Origin of the sequence: Haloarcula pellucida, assembly GCF_014647235.1 — an archaeon.
Classification (GTDB): domain Archaea; phylum Halobacteriota; class Halobacteria; order Halobacteriales; family Haloarculaceae; genus Haloarcula; species Haloarcula pellucida.
The window spans coordinates 18673-39026 of sequence record NZ_BMOU01000006.1 but is presented as its reverse complement, the minus strand read 5'-3'; the positions used below and the strand labels follow the sequence as shown (position 1 = coordinate 39026).

General features: G+C 69.8%; 23 protein-coding genes. 20 read left to right on the top strand and 3 right to left on the bottom strand.

All coding sequences use genetic code 11. From position 1 onward, the window contains the following. Window positions 1-9: 9 nt before the first annotated feature. A complete protein-coding gene (locus IEY28_RS16860; RefSeq protein WP_189000614.1) occupies window positions 10-948 on the top strand; it encodes a glycosyltransferase in 939 nt (312 codons plus the stop codon). Between the two features lie 23 nt (window positions 949-971). On the opposite strand, the gene mutL is transcribed toward IEY28_RS16860, so the two are convergent. Continuing rightward, window positions 972-3113: a DNA mismatch repair endonuclease MutL gene (gene mutL, locus IEY28_RS16855; protein WP_189000611.1), complete on the bottom strand. Its 2142-nt coding sequence runs from the start codon at window positions 3111-3113 to the stop codon at window positions 972-974. A gap of 129 nt (window positions 3114-3242) precedes the next feature. On the opposite strand from mutL, the gene IEY28_RS16850 reads away from it, so the two are divergent. Together IEY28_RS16850 and IEY28_RS16845 are read left to right on the top strand one after the other, a co-directional pair. Continuing rightward, a complete protein-coding gene (locus tag IEY28_RS16850) occupies window positions 3243-3407 on the top strand; it encodes a hypothetical protein (protein ID WP_189000608.1) in 165 nt (54 codons plus the stop codon). 75 nt (window positions 3408-3482) lie between these two features. After that, window positions 3483-4739 (top strand): HAD family hydrolase, encoded by a 1257-nt coding sequence (locus IEY28_RS16845; protein WP_189000605.1) that lies wholly within the window; start codon window positions 3483-3485, stop codon window positions 4737-4739. Window positions 4740-4745: 6 nt separating this feature from the next. Here the strand turns inward: IEY28_RS16845 and IEY28_RS16840 are convergent, their stop codons facing one another. Beyond that, window positions 4746-5354, bottom strand: a complete 609-nt coding sequence (locus tag IEY28_RS16840) for a DUF4397 domain-containing protein (protein WP_189000602.1) — start codon at window positions 5352-5354, stop codon at window positions 4746-4748. 151 nt (window positions 5355-5505) lie between these two features. Between IEY28_RS16840 and IEY28_RS16835 the strand changes: the two genes are divergently transcribed. The 14 genes from IEY28_RS16835 to IEY28_RS16770 all read left to right on the top strand — a co-directional run bounded on the left by IEY28_RS16835 (window position 5506) and on the right by IEY28_RS16770 (window position 14654). Continuing rightward, window positions 5506-6015, top strand: coding sequence for a hypothetical protein (locus tag IEY28_RS16835; RefSeq protein WP_166968226.1), 510 nt, complete (start codon window positions 5506-5508; stop codon window positions 6013-6015). An 86-nt stretch (window positions 6016-6101) separates the two neighbouring features. Further along, window positions 6102-6701, top strand: coding sequence for a class I SAM-dependent methyltransferase (locus tag IEY28_RS16830; RefSeq protein WP_189000599.1), 600 nt, complete (start codon window positions 6102-6104; stop codon window positions 6699-6701). A 61-nt stretch (window positions 6702-6762) separates the two neighbouring features. After that, window positions 6763-6948 (top strand): hypothetical protein, encoded by a 186-nt coding sequence (locus IEY28_RS16825; RefSeq protein ID WP_189000596.1) that lies wholly within the window; start codon window positions 6763-6765, stop codon window positions 6946-6948. A 38-nt stretch (window positions 6949-6986) separates the two neighbouring features. Beyond that, entirely contained in the window at window positions 6987-7157 is a 171-nt protein-coding gene (locus tag IEY28_RS16820) for a hypothetical protein (RefSeq protein WP_166968223.1), read from the top strand. A gap of 108 nt (window positions 7158-7265) precedes the next feature. After that, window positions 7266-7763 (top strand): DUF7992 family protein, encoded by a 498-nt coding sequence (locus IEY28_RS16815; RefSeq protein WP_189000592.1) that lies wholly within the window; start codon window positions 7266-7268, stop codon window positions 7761-7763. Between the two features lie 96 nt (window positions 7764-7859). Further along, window positions 7860-8720 carry a ferritin family protein gene (locus tag IEY28_RS16810; RefSeq protein ID WP_189000589.1) on the top strand — a complete coding sequence of 287 codons (861 nt, stop codon included), beginning with the start codon at window positions 7860-7862 and terminating at the stop codon, window positions 8718-8720. Beyond that, the gene (locus tag IEY28_RS16805) at window positions 8717-9700 is read left to right on the top strand and encodes a quinone oxidoreductase family protein (RefSeq protein WP_189000586.1); all 984 of its coding nucleotides are present in this window, start codon (window positions 8717-8719) and stop codon (window positions 9698-9700) included. The genes IEY28_RS16810 and IEY28_RS16805 overlap by 4 nt, the downstream gene beginning before the upstream one ends. 251 nt (window positions 9701-9951) lie before the next feature. Further along, on the top strand, window positions 9952-10197 hold the full coding sequence (locus tag IEY28_RS16800; RefSeq protein WP_189000583.1) for an acyl carrier protein: 246 nt from the start codon (window positions 9952-9954) through the stop codon (window positions 10195-10197). 1 nt (window position 10198) lies between these two features. Then, window positions 10199-11416 (top strand): beta-ketoacyl-[acyl-carrier-protein] synthase family protein, encoded by a 1218-nt coding sequence (locus IEY28_RS16795; RefSeq protein ID WP_189000580.1) that lies wholly within the window; start codon window positions 10199-10201, stop codon window positions 11414-11416. A 1-nt stretch (window position 11417) separates the two neighbouring features. Next, window positions 11418-11879: a holo-ACP synthase gene (locus IEY28_RS16790; RefSeq protein ID WP_189000576.1), complete on the top strand. Its 462-nt coding sequence runs from the start codon at window positions 11418-11420 to the stop codon at window positions 11877-11879. A 27-nt stretch (window positions 11880-11906) separates the two neighbouring features. Beyond that, the gene (locus IEY28_RS16785; protein ID WP_189000573.1) at window positions 11907-12854 is read left to right on the top strand and encodes an ACP S-malonyltransferase; all 948 of its coding nucleotides are present in this window, start codon (window positions 11907-11909) and stop codon (window positions 12852-12854) included. Continuing rightward, a complete protein-coding gene (locus IEY28_RS16780) occupies window positions 12854-13597 on the top strand; it encodes a 3-oxoacyl-ACP reductase family protein (protein WP_189000570.1) in 744 nt (247 codons plus the stop codon). The genes IEY28_RS16785 and IEY28_RS16780 overlap by 1 nt, the downstream gene beginning before the upstream one ends. Window positions 13598-13767: 170 nt before the next feature. Continuing rightward, window positions 13768-14160 (top strand): DUF7344 domain-containing protein, encoded by a 393-nt coding sequence (locus IEY28_RS16775; RefSeq protein ID WP_189000567.1) that lies wholly within the window; start codon window positions 13768-13770, stop codon window positions 14158-14160. A gap of 77 nt (window positions 14161-14237) precedes the next feature. After that, window positions 14238-14654 (top strand): hypothetical protein, encoded by a 417-nt coding sequence (locus IEY28_RS16770; RefSeq protein ID WP_189000565.1) that lies wholly within the window; start codon window positions 14238-14240, stop codon window positions 14652-14654. Between the two features lie 64 nt (window positions 14655-14718). On the opposite strand, the gene mutS is transcribed toward IEY28_RS16770, so the two are convergent. Beyond that, window positions 14719-17418, bottom strand: coding sequence for a DNA mismatch repair protein MutS (mutS, locus tag IEY28_RS16765; protein ID WP_189000562.1), 2700 nt, complete (start codon window positions 17416-17418; stop codon window positions 14719-14721). 198 nt (window positions 17419-17616) lie between these two features. Here mutS and IEY28_RS16760 point away from each other — a divergent pair, with 198 nt between their 5' ends. From IEY28_RS16760 to IEY28_RS16750, 3 genes are read left to right on the top strand one after another with little or no spacing between them, the layout of a single operon-like run. Continuing rightward, window positions 17617-17757 carry a hypothetical protein gene (locus IEY28_RS16760; RefSeq protein WP_189000560.1) on the top strand — a complete coding sequence of 47 codons (141 nt, stop codon included), beginning with the start codon at window positions 17617-17619 and terminating at the stop codon, window positions 17755-17757. Next, window positions 17754-18176 carry an arsenate-mycothiol transferase ArsC gene (locus IEY28_RS16755; RefSeq protein ID WP_189000558.1) on the top strand — a complete coding sequence of 141 codons (423 nt, stop codon included), beginning with the start codon at window positions 17754-17756 and terminating at the stop codon, window positions 18174-18176. The genes IEY28_RS16760 and IEY28_RS16755 overlap by 4 nt, the downstream gene beginning before the upstream one ends. Window positions 18177-18216: 40 nt before the next feature. Next, a complete protein-coding gene (locus IEY28_RS16750) occupies window positions 18217-20352 on the top strand; it encodes a peptidase (protein ID WP_189000555.1) in 2136 nt (711 codons plus the stop codon). The last annotated feature ends 2 nt before the right edge of the window (window positions 20353-20354 follow it).

The window sequence follows — 20354 nt, the reverse complement described above, 5'->3', positions numbered from 1 at the left end:
ACGCCACCGATGCGGGTCCTCCACCTCGTGACGCACCGTTCGCCCTTCTTCGACCGGCGCATCGAGCGTCTCCGCGAGCGAGGACACGCCTGCGACGTCGTGCCCGTTCCGGGCCGTGACAGCGACGACCGGGCCGAGCGCAAGGCGGCGCGTCGCTCCGTCCACCACTATCTCCGGTTCTACGGCCGGGTGCTCTCTGCGGCCCGGGACGACTACGACCTCGTCCACGCTCACTACGGCCTCACGGCACCGTTCGCGCTGGCCCAGCCACGTCGCCCCGTCGTCCTCACCCTCTGGGGGTCGGACCTCATGGGGGAGTTCGGGTGGGTCAGCGAGCGCTGTGCCCGACTGGTCGACGAGACGGTCGTCATGAGCGACGAGATGGCGACCAGCCTCGACGGCGACGCGACCGTCGTCCCGCACGGAGTGGACCTCGACCTGTTCCGGCCGATGGACCCGGCGAGAGCCCGCCGCGAGGTGGGGTGGGACCCCGACGCCGCACACGTCCTGTTCCCGTACACGCCCGACCGGGCGGTCAAGAACTACCCGCTGGCCGAGCGCGTCGTCGACGGCGTTCGTTCACGCCTCGACCGTGAGGTCCGCCTCCACGCCGTCTACGAGGTGGAACAGGCGGCCGTCCCGACCTACATGAACGCGGCCGACGCGTTGCTGTTGACCTCGCGTCGGGAGGGGTCGCCGAACACCGTCAAGGAGGCGCTCGCGTGTAACCTCCCGGTGGTCGCAACCGACGTCGGCGACGTGCGGGACCGGTTGGACGGAGTGACGCCGTCGGCGGTCTGTGCCGACGAATCCGCCCTCACCACGGCGCTCAGGCGCGTCCTCGACCGTGAGGAACGGTCGAACGGCCGGTCGGCCGCTCAGTCGTTGGGCGTCGACCAGATGGCAGTGCGGCTAGAAGACGTGTATCGGCGGGCGCTGGGTGAGTGAGAGGGATTCACACCCCCGCGTCGTCACTCGCGCCGGCCGCCGTGGCCGGGGTAGTCCCGCTCGAATCGGTCTTCGAGTTCGCTCCGGTCGAGTTCGATGACCGTCGGCCGGCCGTGCGGGCACGCGTAGGGGTTGTCGCAGTCGTCCAGCGCCGCCAGCAGGTCCCGAACCGACCCCTCGGTGAGCGACGTGTTGCCGGTAACCGACGGGTAACACGCGAGGTCACCGAGGAGTTCGTCGGCCGCTTCCTCCACCGTCGTCGCCGCCTCGCTCTCGCCGCCGACGAACGCGCCCAGCACGTCCCGGACGATGTCCGGCCCGGCGGCGTCGGCGATGACACCCGGCAGCGTGCGGACCTCGACGGTTCGCTCACCGGTCCGGGCGGTGTGGAAACCCAGACTCGCCAGCGCGTCGCTTCGCTCCTCGAACACGGCGGCCTCGCGGGCGGTGAGTTCGAGGTCGACCGGGTCCGCCAGCGCCTGCGTCGTCGTCTCGCCGGCGAACTCGGCCTGCAGGCGCTCGTAGTTCACGCGCTCGTCGGCCGCGTGCTGGTCTATCAGGACGAGGCCGTCGTCGGTCTCGGCGACGACGTACGTCTCGTGTAACTGGCCCAGCACCCGCATCGACGGGAGCGTATCGTGGTTCGTCTCGGGTTTCTCGCCGAGTCGGGCCTGCTCGTGGCCCCCGGAGAACTTCCGGGCGGGCGGTACGTCTTCGGTCGGCGAACCGCCGGGCGTACCGGACCCGCCGGCCGTCTCACCTGTCGAACGGGATCGGTCGTCGGACGGCGGCGTCGCCGTACCCGTCTCGCCGCTGCTCGTCTCGGCACGCTCGTCGGCGGTCGAGCCGTCGTCCCCGGCCGTTCGACCCGAAGCGGTGGTGTCGCCGGCCGTCGAGGTGGTGCCGTCACGCTCCGTCGCCCCCGCGTCGGCGGGCGTACTGGCCGCGTCGCCCGCCGCCGTCGCTCCGTCCGACCGGTCGTCCGGTCCACCGCGAGACTGTCCCGCCGAGGACGACCCGTCGTCGGCACTGCTCGACCGCGACGGCGATATCTCCGTCTGCTCGGGCTGTGAGCGACCCCGCGGGGCCGACGAGCGAAGCAGTCCCTCCCGGAGCAGGGCGTCCTCGACGGCGGTCCGGACCTGCTCGCGGACCCCCTCGTCGTCGGCGAACCGGACCTCCATCTTCCGGGGGTGGACGTTGACGTCCACGTCGCCCGCCGGCACGTCCAGAAAGAGGACGGCGAAGGGGTAGCGGTCCGGCGCTATCTGGGTGCCGTAGGCGTCGACGACGGCGTCGTGGGCCGTCTTCGCGCGCACGTAGCGGCCGTTGACGTACGTCGAGAGGTACTCCCGGCCGGCGCGGTTGGTCTCGGGGTGGGAGACGAGGCCGGAGACGCCGTCGAGTGGCCCGTCCGGCAGGTCGTCGCCGCCGCTCTGCGGGTCGCTTTGCTCCCCGCTTCGCCGGTTCCCGGGGCTGGCGCCCGCGCGGACCGCTATCATGGCTTGTGCCACCTCCCGCCCGTAGACGGACAGCACCGTCTCGCGCAGGTCGCCCTGCCCCGTCGTGGCGAACGTCTCGCGGCCGTCGTGTTCGAGGGTGACGGCCACGTCCGGGTTCGCCAGCGCGTAACTCGTCGCGATGGTGTTGACGTGGGCGAACTCCGTCGAGGCCTGCTTGAGGTACTTCCGGCGGGCGGGGACGTTGTAGAACAGGTCGTCGACCGCGATGGTCGTCCCCTCGGGGCATCCGGCGGGATTCACCGCGGTCACCTCACCGCCCTCGACGACGAGTTCGGTGCCGACGTCGCCCCCGCGTGGCCGGGTCGTAATCGTCAGGCGCGAGACGGCCCCGATGGCGTGGAGGGCCTCGCCGCGGAAGCCCAGCGTCCCGACCCCGCCCTCCAAGTCGGCGATGTCCCGAATCTTCGAGGTGGTGTGTTGTTCGACGGCGCGCTGGACGCTCTCGCGGTCCATCCCGACGCCGTCGTCGGTCACGCGGATGCCCTCGGTGCCGCCCCCTTCGACGGCCACCGTGACGCGGTTCGCGTCGGCGTCGACGGCGTTCTCGACGAGTTCCTTGACCACGGAGGCGGGTCGTTCGACCACCTCGCCGGCCGCGATGCGTTCGACGGTGCGCTCGTCGAGTTGCTGAATGTCGGTCATGGCGTCCCCCGCATTGTCGTTGCCCTGCGGTAACGGACGGGGCGACTTGAGACTGTCTCCAGCGAGTGTCGGCTAGCATATGGAAATAGTTAACACTCCACAGCCCCCATCCTCGTCCGGTGAGCCCCAATGTGCCACCACAGAGGATACAGCCCGGATTGGAGCCGTGACCGCGCTGACGAGAGGACCGGCCCGGACGAGGAGCCGTCGGAAGAAGCGGAGATACCGTCGTTCCTCAACGACGAGGAGACAGACGTCGAGGTGCTGACCGACGGCGGCGACGAAGAGCCATAGCACACACCGTTTTTCGAAGACGGCGAACCGTACAGTCAAGTGGACGGGCAGCGACAGGCCGGTCGACAGAGACAGATGGAACAGTACGACCAGCTCTATCGCCTGTACGAGACTGCAGACACCGAGACGCTGCGGGCCTATCAGGAGTTCGTGGACCTCTTGCCACCGCTCAGCTCCCCCGTTGCACTGGACCAGTGGGACGACGCTCGCGACGAACTGGACGAACGGAAGAGGAACATCGCCGAAGAGTTCCCCGCCACCGGGGAGACGTACGCCGACTTGGCCGCCCGGCTGACCCGCGAGGAGGCCTTTACCGCGCTCGACCTCTTCTCGAAGTACGACCGGTCGGTGAACGTCCTCGTCTTAGACGTCGACGAGACGCTCCGGTCGGCCGGCGACACGGACAACGAGATTCCACGCGACACCTTGTACCTCCTCACCGAGTTTCAGGAGCGCGGCATCCCCATCGTCGTCTGTACGGGCCAGACCTTAGAGAACGTCAAGGGGTTCATGATTCAGGGACTCGGTAACGAAGTGGTCTCCTCGGGGTCGCTGTCTATCGTCTACGAGTCGGGCAACGGCGTCTTCACGCCGAAACACGGCGCACAGACCAAGCAGTTGCTGTACGAACGACTCGACGACGAGGTGGTCGACGTCTTCGACGCCGTCCGCGGACGCGTCCTCTCGGAAGCCCCGGACGACGTGAGCCACGGGACGCACCTGCAGGGCAACGAGTTCAACGTCACGCTCAAGCCAAACGCCGAGGTGGGCAGCGACGCCGCCGTGGAAATCATCGACGAGGCGCTCTGTTACCTCTGTGGACTGGTCGGTGAGTGCGTCGCCGAAGCCGTCGGCGTCGACGTCGCCGACCCCGCCGCGCTCGCTCGCACGTACTTCTCGCGGGACCCGGAGATTCAGGCGGTCTTCGAGACGGCGGGGCTCTCGACCGACGCCGACCTCGACGACGCGCCGTCGGCACTGCTCGACCTCTTCGAACGCGTCGACCTCGGCTACTACGAGGGCGACGCCGCCGAACTCGTCAGTCTGGAACTCGATAAGTCCGCCGGCGTCGAACAGGCCTTCGAGGTGCTGGGCATCGACGACCCGTTCGCGCTGGTGATGGGCGACAGCAAGAGCGACCTGCGGGTGATGGAGTGGATCGCCGAGAACGACGCGGGTATCGCCGCCGCCCCGGACCACGCCTCGAAAGCGGTCTTAGACCACGTCCGGGCCCACGACGACCTCGTCTACGAGGCCGGCGAGGCGAGTTCGGTACTCAACATCGTCTACGGACTGGACCTCATCGCACGGCTGAACGAACGACGGTCCTGAACCCGCTCACTCCTCGGGCGCGACCAGTTCGACCGCGTCCGCCTCGACGACGGCGGCGAACGTCCCGGCTTCTAACTGCCCGAGGGCGATGGCCGAGTACGCGGTCCCGCCGTCGAAGGTGATGCCGTCGAGTTCGAAGTCGACCCGGCCGCGGTCCGTCGGCCGGAACGAGAGGTCGTAGGTGCCCGCCTCGACCGGGCGGTACTCGCTGGCCTCGCGGAAGTCGACGGCCTCGGCCACCGACGACGTCTCGCCGACGTCGAGCGAGATACTCGGCGCGTCCGGCGACGTGTGGACGAGTCGGACGTGTGCCACGTTCGGGGGGATCTCGCTGCTGTCGTCACGCAACGCGGTGGCTTCGATGTCGGTTATCAGCCCCGTCGCCAGCACCGTGTACGCGGCGTCCGGCGACAGCGTGACGGTCGTCTCGACGACGGTAGCGACACTCCCCGCGGGCGCGATGGCAACCTCGTGATCGCCGGAGTCGACGGTCGCGTAGTCGCTCAGTGTCGCGTACTCGACCTCCTCGAACCGTGTCGTGCCGTCGACGCTGACGTCGACGTTCGGCGCGTCCGGACAGCAGTGCCCGATGCGCAGTAGCGTACTGTCTGCCATTGTATCCACACCGGCTGGGCCGACGCTATCGGCGAGTTTCGTTATGAGGCTGATAGGTCCGCGGTAAGGCCGGGAAACCGAACACACCCCGAACCTACCGTGACACACGCTACCACAGAACAGTTAGACGGCTCGCCGCCGTAGCCCGACCATGAGCCTCGAACAGGTGTTCGGGCAGGTTCCGGACCCGACGTCTCACTCGTTTCCGGAGTACACGCTCAGTCAGGGCGACCCGGTACGGCCGGTGGCGGTTACCGACGAGGAACTGTCGGTGTTGCTCTCGCTGTACGAGCAGTTCGCTGCCGTAGACCCCAGCGGCGTCGAGTCGAACCCGTTCCTCCGGGCGACGAGTAGCTTCCTCGAACAGACGTTCGGGACGACGCTCAAACGGCCAGACGAACAGTTACACGACGACATCGCCGCGATGCTCAACGACTTCTCGGACGACCTCGGCGGGCAGTCCATGGGCGTCGTCGACGCCACGCCGGCCCACCACCGGACGCTGTATTTCTTCCTGACCAGTTGCAAGGCCTACCACGTCGCACCGCACCTCCGGTTTGACCCCGACGCGGACGCCGTCCAAACGCTGTACGACGTCTACGAGCGCGTGAGCGAACAGGAGTTCTATCTCAAGCGCCCGAAGTCCGTACTGGAGAGCTAGCGCTCGACGGTCGGGCGAGACACGAAGAGCGGTCCGTCGTCGGCAGTCCCCGGGGCGCTGATACCGCTTGCGTCCCAAGCGGCGGTATGGACCCCGAGGAGATACGGCGGGCGTGGGACGGCGTCGCCGAGACGTACGCACAGCGGCGGGACCCGGGCGGGTCCGACGCCGCGCTCGTCGACGACCTGCTGGCCGAACTGCCGCCGAACCCGACCGTACTGGACGTCGGCTGTGGCGACGGCGCGCGCACGCTGGCGAACCTCCCGCAGGGGAGCGTCGGCCTCGACTTCTCCCGCCGAGGGTTGGAGTTGGCGGCCGAGACGGTCCCGGCGGCGCGACTGGTACAGGGCGACATGACCGCGCTCCCGGTTGCCGACGACAGCGTCGACGGTATCACCGCCTACCACGCCGTCTTCCACGTGCCGCGCGAGCGCCACCCCGAGGTGTATCGGGAGTTCGCCCGCGTCCTCCGTCCGGGCGGTCTCGTCCTGATGACACTCCCCAGCGGCCGGTTCGAGACCGTTCGCCGGGGCTGGATGGGCGGGTCGATGTTCTTCTCCGCCCCCGGCCGGCAGGCGACACTGGACCAGTTGCGCGAGGCGGGGTTCGACGAGGTGTGGACCGAGACGGCCGACGACCCGCTGGGCACGTCGACGGATTTCGCGTTCGCTCGACTCGGGACCTGACGGCGCTCGCGGGGGTCGAGTCCGGACAAGGCATTTACCCGAGGCGTTCGATGCGACGGCCATGGTCCACTGCCCCGACTGCGAGACGGCCCTCGCCGACGAGAGCGACGTGGAGTTCGTCGAGATGGACGCCACCACCGGCTTCCTCGCGGCCTCCAAGCGGTTCTACGTCGCCAACTGCGCCGAGTGCGGCAACACGCTCGGCAGCGGCGTCGCCGGCGCGAAAGGCGGTGGCGGGGCCGTCTAGGAAGAAGACATTTATCGCCCCCCTGCGAGTGGGCGCCCATGGTCCACTGCCCTGAATGCGACGCGACCCTCGAAGCGAAAGACGACGTGGAGTTCGTCGAGATGGACGCCACCACCGGTTTCTTCGCCGCCTCCAAACGGTTCTACCTCGTCGCCTGCACCGAGTGTGGCGCCGCCATCGGCAGCGGCGTCGCCGGTGCGAAGGCCTGAATCGGGCGTCGTCCCCGGTGCGAAGGCCTGAATCGGGCGTCGTCCCCGCCGGCCGTGACGCCCCGAACCAGCGGTGCGTATTTCTAGTCGAACGCCCTACACGACAGTATGGCCCTCGACGTCTCGGTTCCGGACCCGCCGTCACTCCACGGACCACAGCCACGCGGTGAGTACCAAGCCATCGACGACCCGGAGGAGGAAGTCGAGGACGATTACCGACGCGAGGAGGTCGAACGCATTCTCGCCGACGGCGCGTGGCACGACGCCTTCGAGGAGTGGACGACACAGACCGGCCTGACAGCGGCCGACTTCGAGGTCGTCGTCGAACACGACCTCGTAGAGGCGTTCGACTTCTACTGGGACCCCGCCACCGACGAGGTGGGGTACCGGGCGCCGGCCCTCTCCGACGAGGCCCGCGGGGAACTCGACGCCGAGGACGTGGACGAGATAGAGTCGGAGCTGGACGCGCTCGGCCGCGTCGTCTCGGAGATGCTGGAGAACGACTACCTCCTGCGGGACGACGAGACGTTCGGCTTCTTCGATGACGATGCGCCCGAGGAGACGTTCGACTACGACGACCGGGAGCAGTCGGGCGACAGTCCGTAGCGGCGACGACCGGCGGCGCGGTTCGGCGGGCCGACGCCCACACCGCCGGCGACGGGAACGGGCACGTTTTTTCGCCCGTCGGTCGAACCCCGGCCCATGACAACAGCGGAACAGTCGACCCCGGAGCGGTACTTCCGACACGCGGTCGAACACCACTGGAGTCCCTACGACATCGACTGCTCGGCCGACCGGGCGACACTCGACGGCCTCGGACGGCGCGCGTTCACCCAGTTGCGTGCGACCGTCGCGATGTTCGGCGCTGGCGAGGAGCGAGTCACCGAGGACCTCCTCCCGTTGGCGGGGACCGTCGACGGGAGCGCGGACCAGCGGTTCGTCGCCAGCCACATCTACGAAGAAGCAAAACACGCCGCCTTCTTCGACCGCTACTGGACCGACGTGGTCCGACCGGCCGAGGAGGCGCGGGGACTCGACCCGACGGACCCGACCGCCGACCGGTGGTTCACGCCGGCCTACGAAACGGTGTTCGACCGGACGACGGTGGCGATGGAACGCCTGCAGACCGACGACACGCCCGAAAGCCGCGCCCGGGCGTACTGTCACTACCACCTGACCGTCGAGGGGGTCTTCGGCCAGACCGGGTTCCACGCGGTCGAAGCGACCTTCGGCCCGGACACCGACGGCCCGTCGCTTCCGGGTCTCGTCTCCGGGTTCGCGTCCGTACGACGGGACGAGGGACGGCACGTCGGCTACGGTGTAACGCGACTCGGTGACCTTCTTGAGCGCGGCGCGGTCGACCCCTCGCTCGTCCGGGAGACGGTCGCGAGTCTCGCGGACCCCGTCGACGCCGTCGTCGCGGAGATGGGATGGAAACACCTCCCCGGCCCCGACGCCGACGACCTCACCGCGTTCGTGGCCGAACAGCGGGAGAACCGCCTCGACCAGTTGCTGGACGAGGAGGCGACGGCGGACGCCGGGGACGCGGGGTCCTCTCCATGACCGTCCGAGCGGTCGAAGTCACCGAGTACGGCGACAGCGGCGTGCTGACGCCGAGGGAGCGACCGGAGCCCGAACCCGCGCCCGGCGAAGTCGGCATCGCGGTCGAGGCCGCGGGCGTCAACTTCGCGGACGTCGAGCAACGGCGGGGGAACTACCCCGAGGGACCGACGCCCCCCTTCGTCCCCGGCCTCGAAGTGGCCGGCACCGTCACGTCGGTCGAACGGGCGGGCGACACCGACCTCTCGGTCGGCGACCGCGTCGCGGCGCTCACGTCGAGCGGTGGCTACGCGGCGTTCGCGACGGCCCCGGTCGAGACGACGTTCCCGGTTCCCGACTCGCTCTCGATGCCGGCGGCGACGGCCCTCCCCGTACAGGGACTGACCGCGCACAACGTTCTCCACGAGTGGGGCGACCTCTCGGCCGGCGAGCGAGTGTTGGTCCACGCCGGGGCCGGCGGCGTCGGATCGCTGGCCGTCCAACTGGCCGACGCGGCGGGCGCGACGGTGTTTGCGACCGCCAGCACCGCCGCCAAGCGGGACCTCGCGTCGACGCTCGGGGCCGGCGTCACTATCGACTACACGACGACGGACGTCGCCGACGCGGTACTGGCCGAGACCGACGGTCGGGGCGTGGACCTCGTCGTCGACGGCGTCGGTGGCGAGGCCTTCTCCGCGTCCGTCGAGGCACTGGCACCGGCGGGTCGGGTCGTCTCGTTCGGGATGGCGAGCGGGTCCGTCCCCACGGTGGCGACGCCGCGCCTGTTCTTCGAGAACCAGTCGGTCGTCGGCTACCACCTCGACCACGCGCTCGAACACGTCCCCGACCGCGTCCTCGGGGCGGTCCCCTCGCTGCTCGACCACCTCTCGACGGGACGGGTCGAGGTCGTCGTCGACGAGCGCGTGCCGCTGGAACGGGCCGCGACGGCACACGAGGCGCTGGCGAACCGCGAGACGGTCGGGAAGGTCGTCCTCGAACCCTGACGACGGCGCCGACGATACGTCGTCTGGCTGTGTCTTGGCGAGAGACAGCGAGCCCCGACTGCTGGACTCGGGGCGTGTTGCGGTCCGTGCCCGCCGTTGCGCAGCCAGCCGCCCCGTTCAGTCCAACCCAGCCCGGTTGAGACGCCGACTGTGGGTGGCTTTCCGGCTGTTCACAGCTCCGAACGTGTAGCGAAACACCACCTGTCGCCGGAACCGAGACGGTTTTGAGGAGGGGTCAGGAATGGCCACATATGTCTGACACCCAAGAGATACGCGGGCGCGTACAGCGAATCGTCGCCGACCGACTGCGAGCGGACCCCGACGCAGTCGACCCCGAGACGCCGTTCGGCGGCGAGACGCTCGACGCCGAGTCCCTTGACATGGTCGAGATAGCCGAGGCCATCGAGGCAGACGTGGGCGTCCACGTCCCCGACGAGGCCCTCGAAACCGTCTCGACCGTGGGCGACCTGACCGATTACGTCGCCGACCGCGCCTGAGATGGGCCGGGACGTCGTCGTCACGGGACTGGGACTGGTGACGGCGCTCGGGGAGACGGTCGAGGCGACGTGGCAGGGCCTCCGCGACGGGACCAGCGGTGCGGGGCCGATAACCCGGTTCGACCCGGAAGCCGCTGGCATCCGCTCGAACGTGGCCTGCGAAGTGCCGGTCGACCCCGCGACCGTCCCGCCGGACGACCGGGTCGACGACCGCGTGATGGGGCGGTACGCACAGTTCGCCGTCGCCGCGGCCGCTGAGGCGGTCGCCGACGCCGGCTACGACCCCGCCGACCCGGACTGGACCCCGGAACGTGTCGGAACCAGCATCGGGTCGGGGCTGGCGGGCCTCGCCGAGATCGAGTCTGCCGCCGGGGAGCGGCCCTCGCCCTCCTTTCTCGTGAGCGCGCTGACGAACCTCGCGGCCGGGCACGTCAGCATGTGCGTCGACGCGCGCGGCCCGAACCGGGCACCGGGGACCGCGTGCTCGGCGGGGACCCACGCCATCGCCGCCGCAGTCGAGGACGTCCGACACGGGCGGGCCGACGTGGTCGTGGCCGGCGGGACCGACGCCGCGATATCGCCGCTCGGGGTCGGCAGTTTCGACTCGATGCGGGCGCTCAGCGGGCGCGACGGCGACCCCGCGGCGGCGAGTCGCCCCTTCGACGCCGACCGGGACGGACTGGTCCTCGGCGAGGGGAGCGGCGTCGTCGTCCTCGAAGCCCGCGACCACGCCCGAGAGCGCGACGCGACGCCCTACGCCGCAGTCACGGGCGTCGGTCGGACCGGCGACGCCCACCACGTCACGCGCCCGGCCGAAGACGGGACGGGACTCCGCCGCTGTATCGAGCGGACGCTGTCGGACGCGGGACGGGACCCGGCGAGCGTCGACCACGTGAACGCCCACGCCACGAGCACACCCGTCGGCGACGCCCGGGAGGCCGCCGCGCTCCGGTCGGTGTTCGACGACCCGCCGCCGGTGACGAGCGTGAAGGGCCACCTTGGGCACGCGCTGGGCGCCGCAGGCGCCATCGAAGCGGCCGTCGTCGCGCGAAGCGTCGCCGAGGGGACGATTCCCCCGACGCTGAACTACGAGACGCGGGACCCCGAGTGTGCTCTCCCCGTCGTCACGGACCCGCGCGAGACGGTGACAGACGTCGCCGTGAGCACGTCGGCGGGGTTCGGCGGGACCAACGGTGCGCTCGTGTTCGAGCGTGTCTGAGATGAGAGACGGGGACGTTCCCGGACAGCACGACGCGGCCGGACCCACCGTCCTCCACGGCGTCGACGTGGTGTCCATCGCCCGCGTCGCCGACCTGCTCTCGGAGTTCGGTGACTCCGTTCGCGGGCGGGCGTTCACCGACGCAGAGCGGGCCTACTGCGAGGCACGGGCCGACCCGCCACAGCACTACGCGGCGCGCTGGGCGGCCAAAGAGGCGTTCACGAAGACGCTCGCGGACCCCTCGCCGGGCGTCCCGACGGCCGCCGTCGAGGTGAAACGGCGCGACGACGGGCCACACCTCTCGCTTGCCCCCGTCGCGCAGGCGGCACTCGACGCGACGTTGGCGGAGCGGGACTGTTCGTTCGAATCGGCGGATATCGCCGTCAGCCTCAGTCACGACCAGTCGGCGGGCTACGCCGTCGGGTCTGTGACCGTCGTGGCGACAGCGAGCCGACACGACTAAGCGGCCGCTTCGACTCGCTCCGATACGATGGACAGCGACGAGTCACCGACGACGCTCGACCGGACCGCGTTCGTCTTCCCCGGGCAGGGCAGTCAGCGACCCGGGATGGGCCGGGCATTCGACGACGCGTGGCCGGCGATGCGGTCGACGTTCGACGAAGTCGACGCGGCGGTCGACGCCGACCTCCGGGACCTGTGTTTCGACGGCACCGCCGAGACGATTCGCCAGCCGAGCGTCACGCAACCGCTGTTGCTCGCGACCGGTATCGCGACCTACGAGGGAATCACGGCGCGATTCGGCGTCGAACCGGCGGCCGTCGCCGGCCACAGTCTCGGACACTTCACCGCGCTGGCGGCGGCGGGTGCGATAGCCCCCGAAGCCACAGTTGCGCTCACCCGCGAGCGCGGCCGGTGCATGGAAGCGGCGGCCGACGCCGACGGCCCGGGGACGATGGTGGCGGTCCTGCTGGCCGACCCGGACGAGGTCACCGACATCTGTGCGACGCGCGAGGACGTGGGAGTCGCGCTGTACAACGCACCCCGACAGACCGTCGTCAGCGGTACCCGCGAGGCCGTCGCGGCGGTTCGGGAGACGCTCGACGGGCGGACGCGCGCCCGGTTCCGCGAACTCGACGTCGGCGCGGCGTTTCACTCGCCGGTGATGGCGTCGGCGGTCGACTGCGTCGAGGACGCGATGGCGGCGGTGACGCTGACAGAGGCCGAGATTCCGGTCGTCTCGGACGTCTCCGGCGAGACGTACACCGACCCGGCCGTCGCACGCCGGGACCTGACGACACAGGTGACGTCGCCGGTCGACTGGGTCACCGTCGTGGAGACGCTCCGTGACCGGGGTATCGAGCGGTTCGTCGAGTTCCCGCCGGCCGGGGTCCTCGCCTCGCTCGTCGACCGCATCGCGCCCGAGGCCGACTGCGTCGCGCTGGAGACGCCCGCCGACGCCCGGGAGGCGTTCGCGTGATGGACTTCGAGGGAGAGGTTGCGGTCGTCACCGGCGGCACGCGCGGCATCGGCCGCGCGGTGGCCGAGCGACTGGCCGCGGGCGGTGCGACGGTCGTCGCGACCTACCACGCGGACGACGCCGACGCCGAGGCGACCGAACGCTCCCTAGCGGACTACGACGCCGAAACGGCCGTCGAGCGGTTCGACGTCGCGGACCACGACGCGGTGGCCGCGGCCTTCGAGACGGTCACGGAGCGGTACGGCACGCCGACGATACTCGTCAACAACGCCGGGACGGCCGCCAACGGACTGCTCGTCCGGATGGACCCCGAGCAGTGGCGCCGCGTCCTCGACGTGAACCTCTCCGGGACGTTCTACTGCACCCGAGAAGCGGCCAGCGGGATGTTGCGCGAGGGCGGCGGCGGCCGCGTCGTCAACGTCGCCAGCGTCGCGGCCCAGCGAGGGTGGGCGGGACAGGCCAACTACGCGGCGAGCAAGGCCGGCGTCCTCGGGTTCACCCGCGCGGCGGCCCGCGAACTCGGCGGGAAGGGCGTCCGCGTCAACGCCGTCGCGCCGGGCTACACCGACACTGACCTGCTGGAGAAGACGAGCGGGTACGCGGAGTCGGTCGCCGAGGACACCGCGAGCGGCCGTCTCGCCACGCCCGAGGAGGTCGCGGCCGTCGTCGCGTTCCTCGCCAGCGAGGCAGCGGCCTACGTCAACGGCGAGGTCGTTCGGGTCGACGACGGACTGGCGCTGTGAGGTGACCGCCCGCATTCGCGGGTCGCTCAGACATCCGGCGGAGCGACGACGACTCGACTGCCACGGAAACGACTGCTGTCGCAGGATACCCCTCACTCGAAAACCGGATACGTCCATCACTCAGTTATATTCGTAGATTATAATTACCAGTGAGGCAATCGGTCGTTACAATGGGCGGAGACAACGGGAACGACGATATACCGGAGATAGTAGAGTACCAGCGACGACGACACCTGCTCTACTGTCTCTGTCTGTCTTCGACACCACTGCCGCTGGCCGGCGTCGCCGACCAGCTAACGGTCTGGGAGACGGGCGACCCTCCCGACGACCGACCGGACGGACGACTCCGAATCTACATGTCCCTCTATCACGACCATCTCCCGCCACTGGTCGAGGCTGACGTCGTCGACTATCGGCAGGAGGCGGACACGGTCGACTGGGCAACGGATCCTCCGCGAAACCGCGTCGAGGCCGTTCTCGAACGGCACCTGACGGCCGACATCGGGGACCTCTTGCAGGCCGAGACCGAGACGTTCGACGACGGGAGCGACGAGACACCGTAGAGCACCCCGAGTGCAACGGCGGGACGTGAGGGCAAGTCACCGCAAGAGTGACTCGTGTGCCACGGTAACAGTCGCACATGTACCCCCGGACCGGCGACGGCGAGCGAGACGGGGCCGGACACTCCCCCCGCGCGTCGCTGGCGATCGCCGTGGCCGTTACGCTGCTCGGCGTCGGGGCCCTCGCCGGCCTCGTGTACGCAGAGGTGACGACGACGGTCACGAGAGTGGCCTACGAGGACTACCGCGCGGGGTGTGCTGACCTCGCCGGCGAGACCCGCCTCGTCGATGGCGGCCTCGGGATACGCGAGATAACGCTGAACGAGACGCACGTCAGGCGGTGTGAGAACACGACCGACGAGGAGTACCGACAGCAGCGCCGCCAGTCGCTCCAAACTGCTCCCATCGGACTGGCCCAGTGGTTCTGGTACGGCAGTATGGGGGCACTGTTGACCGGTGGCGGCGTCCTCCTGCTTCGGCGTGAACTGGGGTCGTAGCGGCCGACGGCGACACGCGGAGCGTCCGAAGAATGCTCGTCGAGAGGGGCCGTCGGAGACTATCTCACGCCTCGTCTAGCTCGTCCTGCCACTGCTGGACGGTCGCCATCAGTTCGACCGGCGGCGTCTCGTTGACGTCGAGGCCCGACAGCGCCGAGAGTACGTCCTCGGCGTCCTCGCCGAAGCGGTCCGTGAGCGTGTCCTCGTCGACTGTCTCGGCCGCGCCGCCGTCGGCGCTCGTCGGTTCGCCGCCAGCCCCGCCGAACGTCCCCGAGGAGAGGTCGAAGACGGCCTGTTTCGTCCCGGCACCGCCGCCGCTCCCGCGCGCTTCGATGGCCTTCTCCTCGCGCAGGCGGTCCAGCACCTCCTGCGAGCGGTCGACCACCGGCCCGGGGACGCCGGCCATGTCGGCGACGTGAATCCCGTAGCTCCGATCGGTCGGGCCGTCCCTGACGGTCCGGAGGAACGTCACGCCGTCCTCGCCCGCCGACTCCGGTTCGCCGGCGACGGCGACGTGGACGTTCTCGACGCGTTCTAAGTGGTCCGCGAGCGTCGTCAGTTCGTGGTAGTGCGTGGCAAAGAGCGTCTTCGCGCGCACCTCGTTGTGGAGGTACTCCGTCGCCGCCCACGCGATGCTGATGCCGTCGAACGTCGCCGTCCCCCGGCCGACTTCGTCCAGAATCACCAGCGAGTCCTCGGTCGCGGAGTGGAGGATGTTCGACAGTTCCTGCATCTCGACCATGAACGTCGAGCGGCCCTGCGCGAGTTCGTCGAGTGCGCCGACGCGGGTGTAGATGCCGTCGACCAGCCCCACCGTCGCGTCCCGCGCGGGGACGAAACTCCCCGCCTGCGCGAGCAGGGTGATGAGCGCCGCCTGTCGCATGTAGGTGGACTTCCCGCTCATGTTGGGGCCGGTGACGACGAGGAACTGTCGGTCGCGGTCCAAGAAGAGGTCGTTGGGGACGAACTCGGTGGTCTGTTCGACGACGGGGTGGCGACCCGCCTCGATGGACAGTTCCTCGCCGTCGGTGACGTCCGGCCGCGTCCAGTCGTTCTCGACGGCGTGGACCGCCAGCGAGGCCAGCGCGTCGATTTCGGCGAGCGTCCGACCCACGTCCTGCATGAGTGTCGCGCGCTCGGCGACCCGCTCACGCAACTCCTCGAACAGGTCGTACTCCATCTCGTGACGGCGCTCCTCCAGTCGCAGGACCGCCCGCTCCTTCTCGTCGAGTTCGGGGATGGTGTAGCGCTTGGAGTTCTTCAGCGTCTTTATCTCCTCGTACGCCTCGGGGACGCTGTCCGTCTCGGACTTCCCCACCTGGATGTAGTAGCCGTCGGTCTTGTTACGGTCGACCGAGAGGTGGGTGATGCCGGTGCGCTCTTTCTCTCGCTGGGGGAGCGTCTCCAGCCACTCCAGCGCGCCCTCGTGGTCGTCGATAATCTCGTCCAGACTGTCGTCGTAGCCCCGGCGGAACAGGCCGCCCTGCGTGACCGTGCCCGGCGGGTCCTCCACGAGGGCCGCGTCCAGTTCGGCGGCGAGGTCGGCGGCGGCCTCGCGGTCAGCGCCCGAGAGCGCGTCGGCCAGCGGCGACTCGGCCAGTCGCTCGGTCTGTTCGACGGCGTCGGCCACCTGCGGAAGGAGTGCCAGCGTCTCCTGGGCGGCCCGGAGGTCACGGGCGTCGGCGCTGCCGGAGGTGGCACGGGAGGCCAGTCGTTCGAGGTCGTAGGCGTCCGACAGGGTCTCCCGAATCGTCTCGCGGGCCATCGCCTCGCGGGTCAGCGCCGCCACCGAGGACTGGCGGCGGTGGAGTTCGCCGCGGTCCCGACGGGGGCGCTGGAGCCACCGCCGGAGGAGTCGCCCGCCGGCGGCCGTCGTCGTGTGGTCGACGGTGTCGAACAGCGACCCCGATTTCCCGCCCTGCATCGTCTCGGTGAGTTCGAGGTTCCGCTGGGTAGTCGCGTCCAGCGCGACGTGTTCGCGGGCGCCGTAGGCCTGCAACCGGGTGACGGCCGCGAGCGTCCCGACGCCGGTCTCCTCGACGTACGAGAGGACGGCGCCGGCGGCGGCGATGGCCGCGTCGTCGTCGGCGATGCCCACGCTCGACAGCGTCTCGGCGCCGAACTGCTCGCGCACCCGGTGGCGGGCGCGGCCGGGCGCGAACGACTCCGAGGCGTGCAGCGAGACGGCGGCGTCCGAGCGCTCCGAGAGGGCGTCCAGAAAGTCGTCGTCGTTCCGCAGGTCGGGGCCGGGCAGGACCTCCGCCGGGGCGAACGTGTACAGTTCGGTGAGGACGGCGCCGGGGTCGGCGTCGTCGAGTTGGGTCACCTGAAACTGCCCGGTCGTCACGTCGGCGAAGGCCAGTCCGTAGCTGTCGCCGTCGCGGCCGGACTGGCGGACCACGGCGGCGAGGTACTGGGCGGCGGCGTCGCCGGTTTCGAGGTGCGTGCCCGGCGTCACCACGCGCGTTATCTCGCGGGCGTGGCCGTCGGCCGTCTCGTGCTGGTCGGCGACGGCGACGCGGTACCCCCGTTCGACCAGCGCGGAGACGTACGGCGTCAGATCGTCGACCGGGACGCCGGCCATCGGGTACGACGAGCCGTGGGAGGACTTCTGGCTCACCTTCAGGTCCAGTTCCTCGGCGACCAGTTCGGCGTCCTCGGCGAAGAACTCGTAGAAGTCGCCGCACTGCATCGTCAGAATGTCGGCGTCGGTCTCCTCCTTGAGCGAGAGGAACTCCCCGACGATACCCGTCGCCTCTGTCATGGCCAATGCTCTGTCCGTCCCCGGCGTAAGGATTGCGGGAACGGACGGGGAGACGGCGTTCGGGTGAGCGAGTCCGACGACACCCGCGGACAGACAATATAGCTCTCGATAGCGGTATAGAGACCGGAGCGCACCGAAATCGCCATATGTCGAGTCGAACAACCCTCGGCTATCGCGGAGAGAATCCGCGGCACCATCATGACCGACACGTTCCGCGTCGCCGTCGTCTGCGTACAGAACGCCGTCGCGCCGCCGGCGCGACGAGCCCTGTCTCGTCTCGCTCGAACCGGCACCCGAATGCGACCCTCGATGCGGGTCGCCACGGGAGGCGACCGATGACCTATCGGGTCGCCTTCGTCTGCGTACAGAACGCCGGCCGTTCCCAGATGTCGACGGCCTTCGCCGAGCGAGAAGTCGAGAAGCGCGGCCTCGACGACCACGTCGAAGTCGTCACCGGCGGCACGCATCCCGCGGACCACGTCCACCCGGAGGTCGTCGAAAGCATGCGGGAACTCGACATCGACCTCGCCGAGCGGACCCCGCGCGAAGTCTCGACCGAGGAGTTGGAGGCCTGCGACCTCGTCGTTACGATGGGGTGTTCGACCCTCTCGCTGGACGCCGACGTCGAGGTCCGCGACTGGGCGCTGGACGACCCCGACGGGCAGGACGCCGAGGCCGTCCGGGCGATTCGTGACGATATCCAGACACGGGTCGCCGACGTGTTCGACGACATCGAAGCCCGGTTAGAGACCGCCTGAGCGGTCAGCTATATCAACGGGGAGACGGTACAGAGAGACAATGCGCGTGGCGCAGCGTGGCGGGGTGGCCGTCGCCGTCGCACTCCTACTCGTTCTCACGTCGGTCGCGCCAGCGGCCGGGACCGGCGAGGCGTCCCAGCAGATGCGTCCGCCGGACAGCGCCGCCGTCGAGTACCCGGAGCGGCGTCCCGCGAGCGTCTCGCCACCGACCGCGGGAGCGGCGGCCACCATGACGCAGGTCGCCGACGAGGACGCCATCCGCCAGACCCAGACCTACGCGCTGACCCCGGACACCCCCGGCGAGGTGGCGGTCGAACTGACCTACGAGATACCCGACCGCGTGGTCTCCCTGGAGACTCAGATCCCGGCCAACGCGACGGGCGTCGACGCCGACGGCTTCGAGCGGGTCAACGAGACCACCTTCGAGTGGGACGGCACGACAGACGCGGCGACCATCGACTACCGCATCGAACCCAACCGGACCATCGAGCAGAGCGGACCCGAAGGCGCCGACGGCCAGTACATCGCGGTCGACGCCGGCGAGTGGGCGCTCATCAGCCGGTCCCAGACCCCGACGCGGTGGCGGTACACCGGGACCGACCCCGTCGTCTTCCGACAGAACGTGACGACGGCCGGGGCGGGCGCCGCCGGCGAGCAACTGGTGTATCTCGGCCCGGTCGCCACCTTCGAGCGAACCGACAACGGGCAGACGTTCCGCCTCGCGGTGCCCGAGCGAGCCCAACTGATGACATCGCCGACCGAGATACTCGACTCGCTCGTGAACGCCTCGGACGCCCTGCAGGTCGGCGACCGCGACGAGGACGTGTTCGTCGTCGCCGCCCCGACAGACGGCGTCGACTGGGGCGTCCGGGGACTAGAGACCGGTGGCTCGGACTTCTGGGTGCGCGACACCGAGTCACTGGACACCCCGGACAACGTCTGGCTTCACGAGTACGTCCACAGTCGGCAGGCGTTCACGACGACCCGCGAGACGCGCTGGCTGACCGAGGGGACGGCAGTGTACTACGCGGCGCTCCTGACGCTCGAACAGGACCGCATCGACTTCGCGGCGTTCCGCGACGCCATGGACGACGGCCAGCGTGCCGTCTACGCCGACGTGGTGCTTTCCGACCCCTCGACGTGGGACCGCAACGCCAACTACGTCAAGGGCCCGCTGGTGGCCGGTCGCGTCGACGAGGAGGTACGCCGCCAGACCGACAAGGAGTCGACGTTTCAGGCGACGTTCAGGCGGCTGAACGGACTGAACCGGCCGGTGACACAGGAGACGCTCCTGAGCGCGGTCGAACGGGCCGGCGGCGACCGTGCGCGGGCGGAGACAGCCGACTACACGGAGACGACGGGTAGCGTGACGATGTGGAACCAGACGGTCCACGCCCGCGTGTTCGGGCAGTTGCCCGCCAGAATCGGCTACGCCCTCCCCAACGCGACCGCCGACAGCGGGTACCACGTCAGCGGCCCCTACCGGACCACGTCTCTCACGAACACCACGCCGATACGGCTCGCGACCGGCGAGACGCTGACCGTCGACGCGATAGTGCGCAACGCCGGCGGCACCGAGGGCACCTACAACGCGACGCTCGACCGCAACGGGACGACCGTGGCGAGCGAGGACGGGCGCATCGGCCCCGGCAACGAGACGGTCGTGCCGCTCTCGCACACGTTCACCACGCCCGGCCAGTACGTGATGAGCGTCGACGGCGACAACGTCACGGTCGTCGTCGAACGGCCGGCCGAGGCCCGCGTCACCGGCGTCGAAGTCAGTTCCCGCACGGCCACACAGGGAGGGTCCGTCGTCGTCACTGCGACGGTGGTCAACGATGCGCGGGTGCCCGCCGACGGGACGGTGGTGTTCACGCGTGACGACGAGACGGTGGCGACCCGCGAGGTGTCGCTCCCGCCGGAGAACACGACCCGTGTGGCAAACGGCGTCTCCCTCCCGGTGCCGGGCGACGTGTTCCTCTCCGCGAACGGGGCCCCGCCAGTCGCGGTGACGGTCACGCCGGCCAACGAATCGACCGCGCCGGCCGCGACCACGACGGCGACGGAGACGCCGACCACTACCACGACCGGCGAGTCCGGCCCCGGCTTTACCGTCGTGGGGTCGCTGGTGGCGTTCCTGCTGGTACTCGCGGCCGCCGTCAGTCGCCGTCTGTAGCG

Coding starts and splice junctions, on each gene's coding strand:
- IEY28_RS16795 (WP_189000580.1), top strand. CDS start 10,199: ATGGGCCGGGACGTCGTCGTCACGGGACTGGGACTGGTGACGGCGCTC.
- IEY28_RS16850 (WP_189000608.1), top strand. CDS start 3,243: ATGTGCCACCACAGAGGATACAGCCCGGATTGGAGCCGTGACCGCGCT.
- IEY28_RS16825 (WP_189000596.1), top strand. CDS start 6,763: ATGGTCCACTGCCCCGACTGCGAGACGGCCCTCGCCGACGAGAGCGAC.
- IEY28_RS16760 (WP_189000560.1), top strand. CDS start 17,617: ATGACCGACACGTTCCGCGTCGCCGTCGTCTGCGTACAGAACGCCGTC.
- IEY28_RS16845 (WP_189000605.1), top strand. CDS start 3,483: ATGGAACAGTACGACCAGCTCTATCGCCTGTACGAGACTGCAGACACC.
- IEY28_RS16780 (WP_189000570.1), top strand. CDS start 12,854: ATGGACTTCGAGGGAGAGGTTGCGGTCGTCACCGGCGGCACGCGCGGC.
- mutS (WP_189000562.1), bottom strand. CDS start 17,418: ATGACAGAGGCGACGGGTATCGTCGGGGAGTTCCTCTCGCTCAAGGAG.
- IEY28_RS16815 (WP_189000592.1), top strand. CDS start 7,266: ATGGCCCTCGACGTCTCGGTTCCGGACCCGCCGTCACTCCACGGACCA.
- IEY28_RS16820 (WP_166968223.1), top strand. CDS start 6,987: ATGGTCCACTGCCCTGAATGCGACGCGACCCTCGAAGCGAAAGACGAC.
- mutL (WP_189000611.1), bottom strand. CDS start 3,113: ATGACCGACATTCAGCAACTCGACGAGCGCACCGTCGAACGCATCGCG.
- IEY28_RS16775 (WP_189000567.1), top strand. CDS start 13,768: ATGGGCGGAGACAACGGGAACGACGATATACCGGAGATAGTAGAGTAC.
- IEY28_RS16840 (WP_189000602.1), bottom strand. CDS start 5,354: ATGGCAGACAGTACGCTACTGCGCATCGGGCACTGCTGTCCGGACGCG.
- IEY28_RS16750 (WP_189000555.1), top strand. CDS start 18,217: ATGCGCGTGGCGCAGCGTGGCGGGGTGGCCGTCGCCGTCGCACTCCTA.
- IEY28_RS16860 (WP_189000614.1), top strand. CDS start 10: ATGCGGGTCCTCCACCTCGTGACGCACCGTTCGCCCTTCTTCGACCGG.
- IEY28_RS16830 (WP_189000599.1), top strand. CDS start 6,102: ATGGACCCCGAGGAGATACGGCGGGCGTGGGACGGCGTCGCCGAGACG.
- IEY28_RS16770 (WP_189000565.1), top strand. CDS start 14,238: ATGTACCCCCGGACCGGCGACGGCGAGCGAGACGGGGCCGGACACTCC.
- IEY28_RS16755 (WP_189000558.1), top strand. CDS start 17,754: ATGACCTATCGGGTCGCCTTCGTCTGCGTACAGAACGCCGGCCGTTCC.
- IEY28_RS16805 (WP_189000586.1), top strand. CDS start 8,717: ATGACCGTCCGAGCGGTCGAAGTCACCGAGTACGGCGACAGCGGCGTG.
- IEY28_RS16810 (WP_189000589.1), top strand. CDS start 7,860: ATGACAACAGCGGAACAGTCGACCCCGGAGCGGTACTTCCGACACGCG.
- IEY28_RS16785 (WP_189000573.1), top strand. CDS start 11,907: ATGGACAGCGACGAGTCACCGACGACGCTCGACCGGACCGCGTTCGTC.
- IEY28_RS16800 (WP_189000583.1), top strand. CDS start 9,952: ATGTCTGACACCCAAGAGATACGCGGGCGCGTACAGCGAATCGTCGCC.
- IEY28_RS16835 (WP_166968226.1), top strand. CDS start 5,506: ATGAGCCTCGAACAGGTGTTCGGGCAGGTTCCGGACCCGACGTCTCAC.
- IEY28_RS16790 (WP_189000576.1), top strand. CDS start 11,418: ATGAGAGACGGGGACGTTCCCGGACAGCACGACGCGGCCGGACCCACC.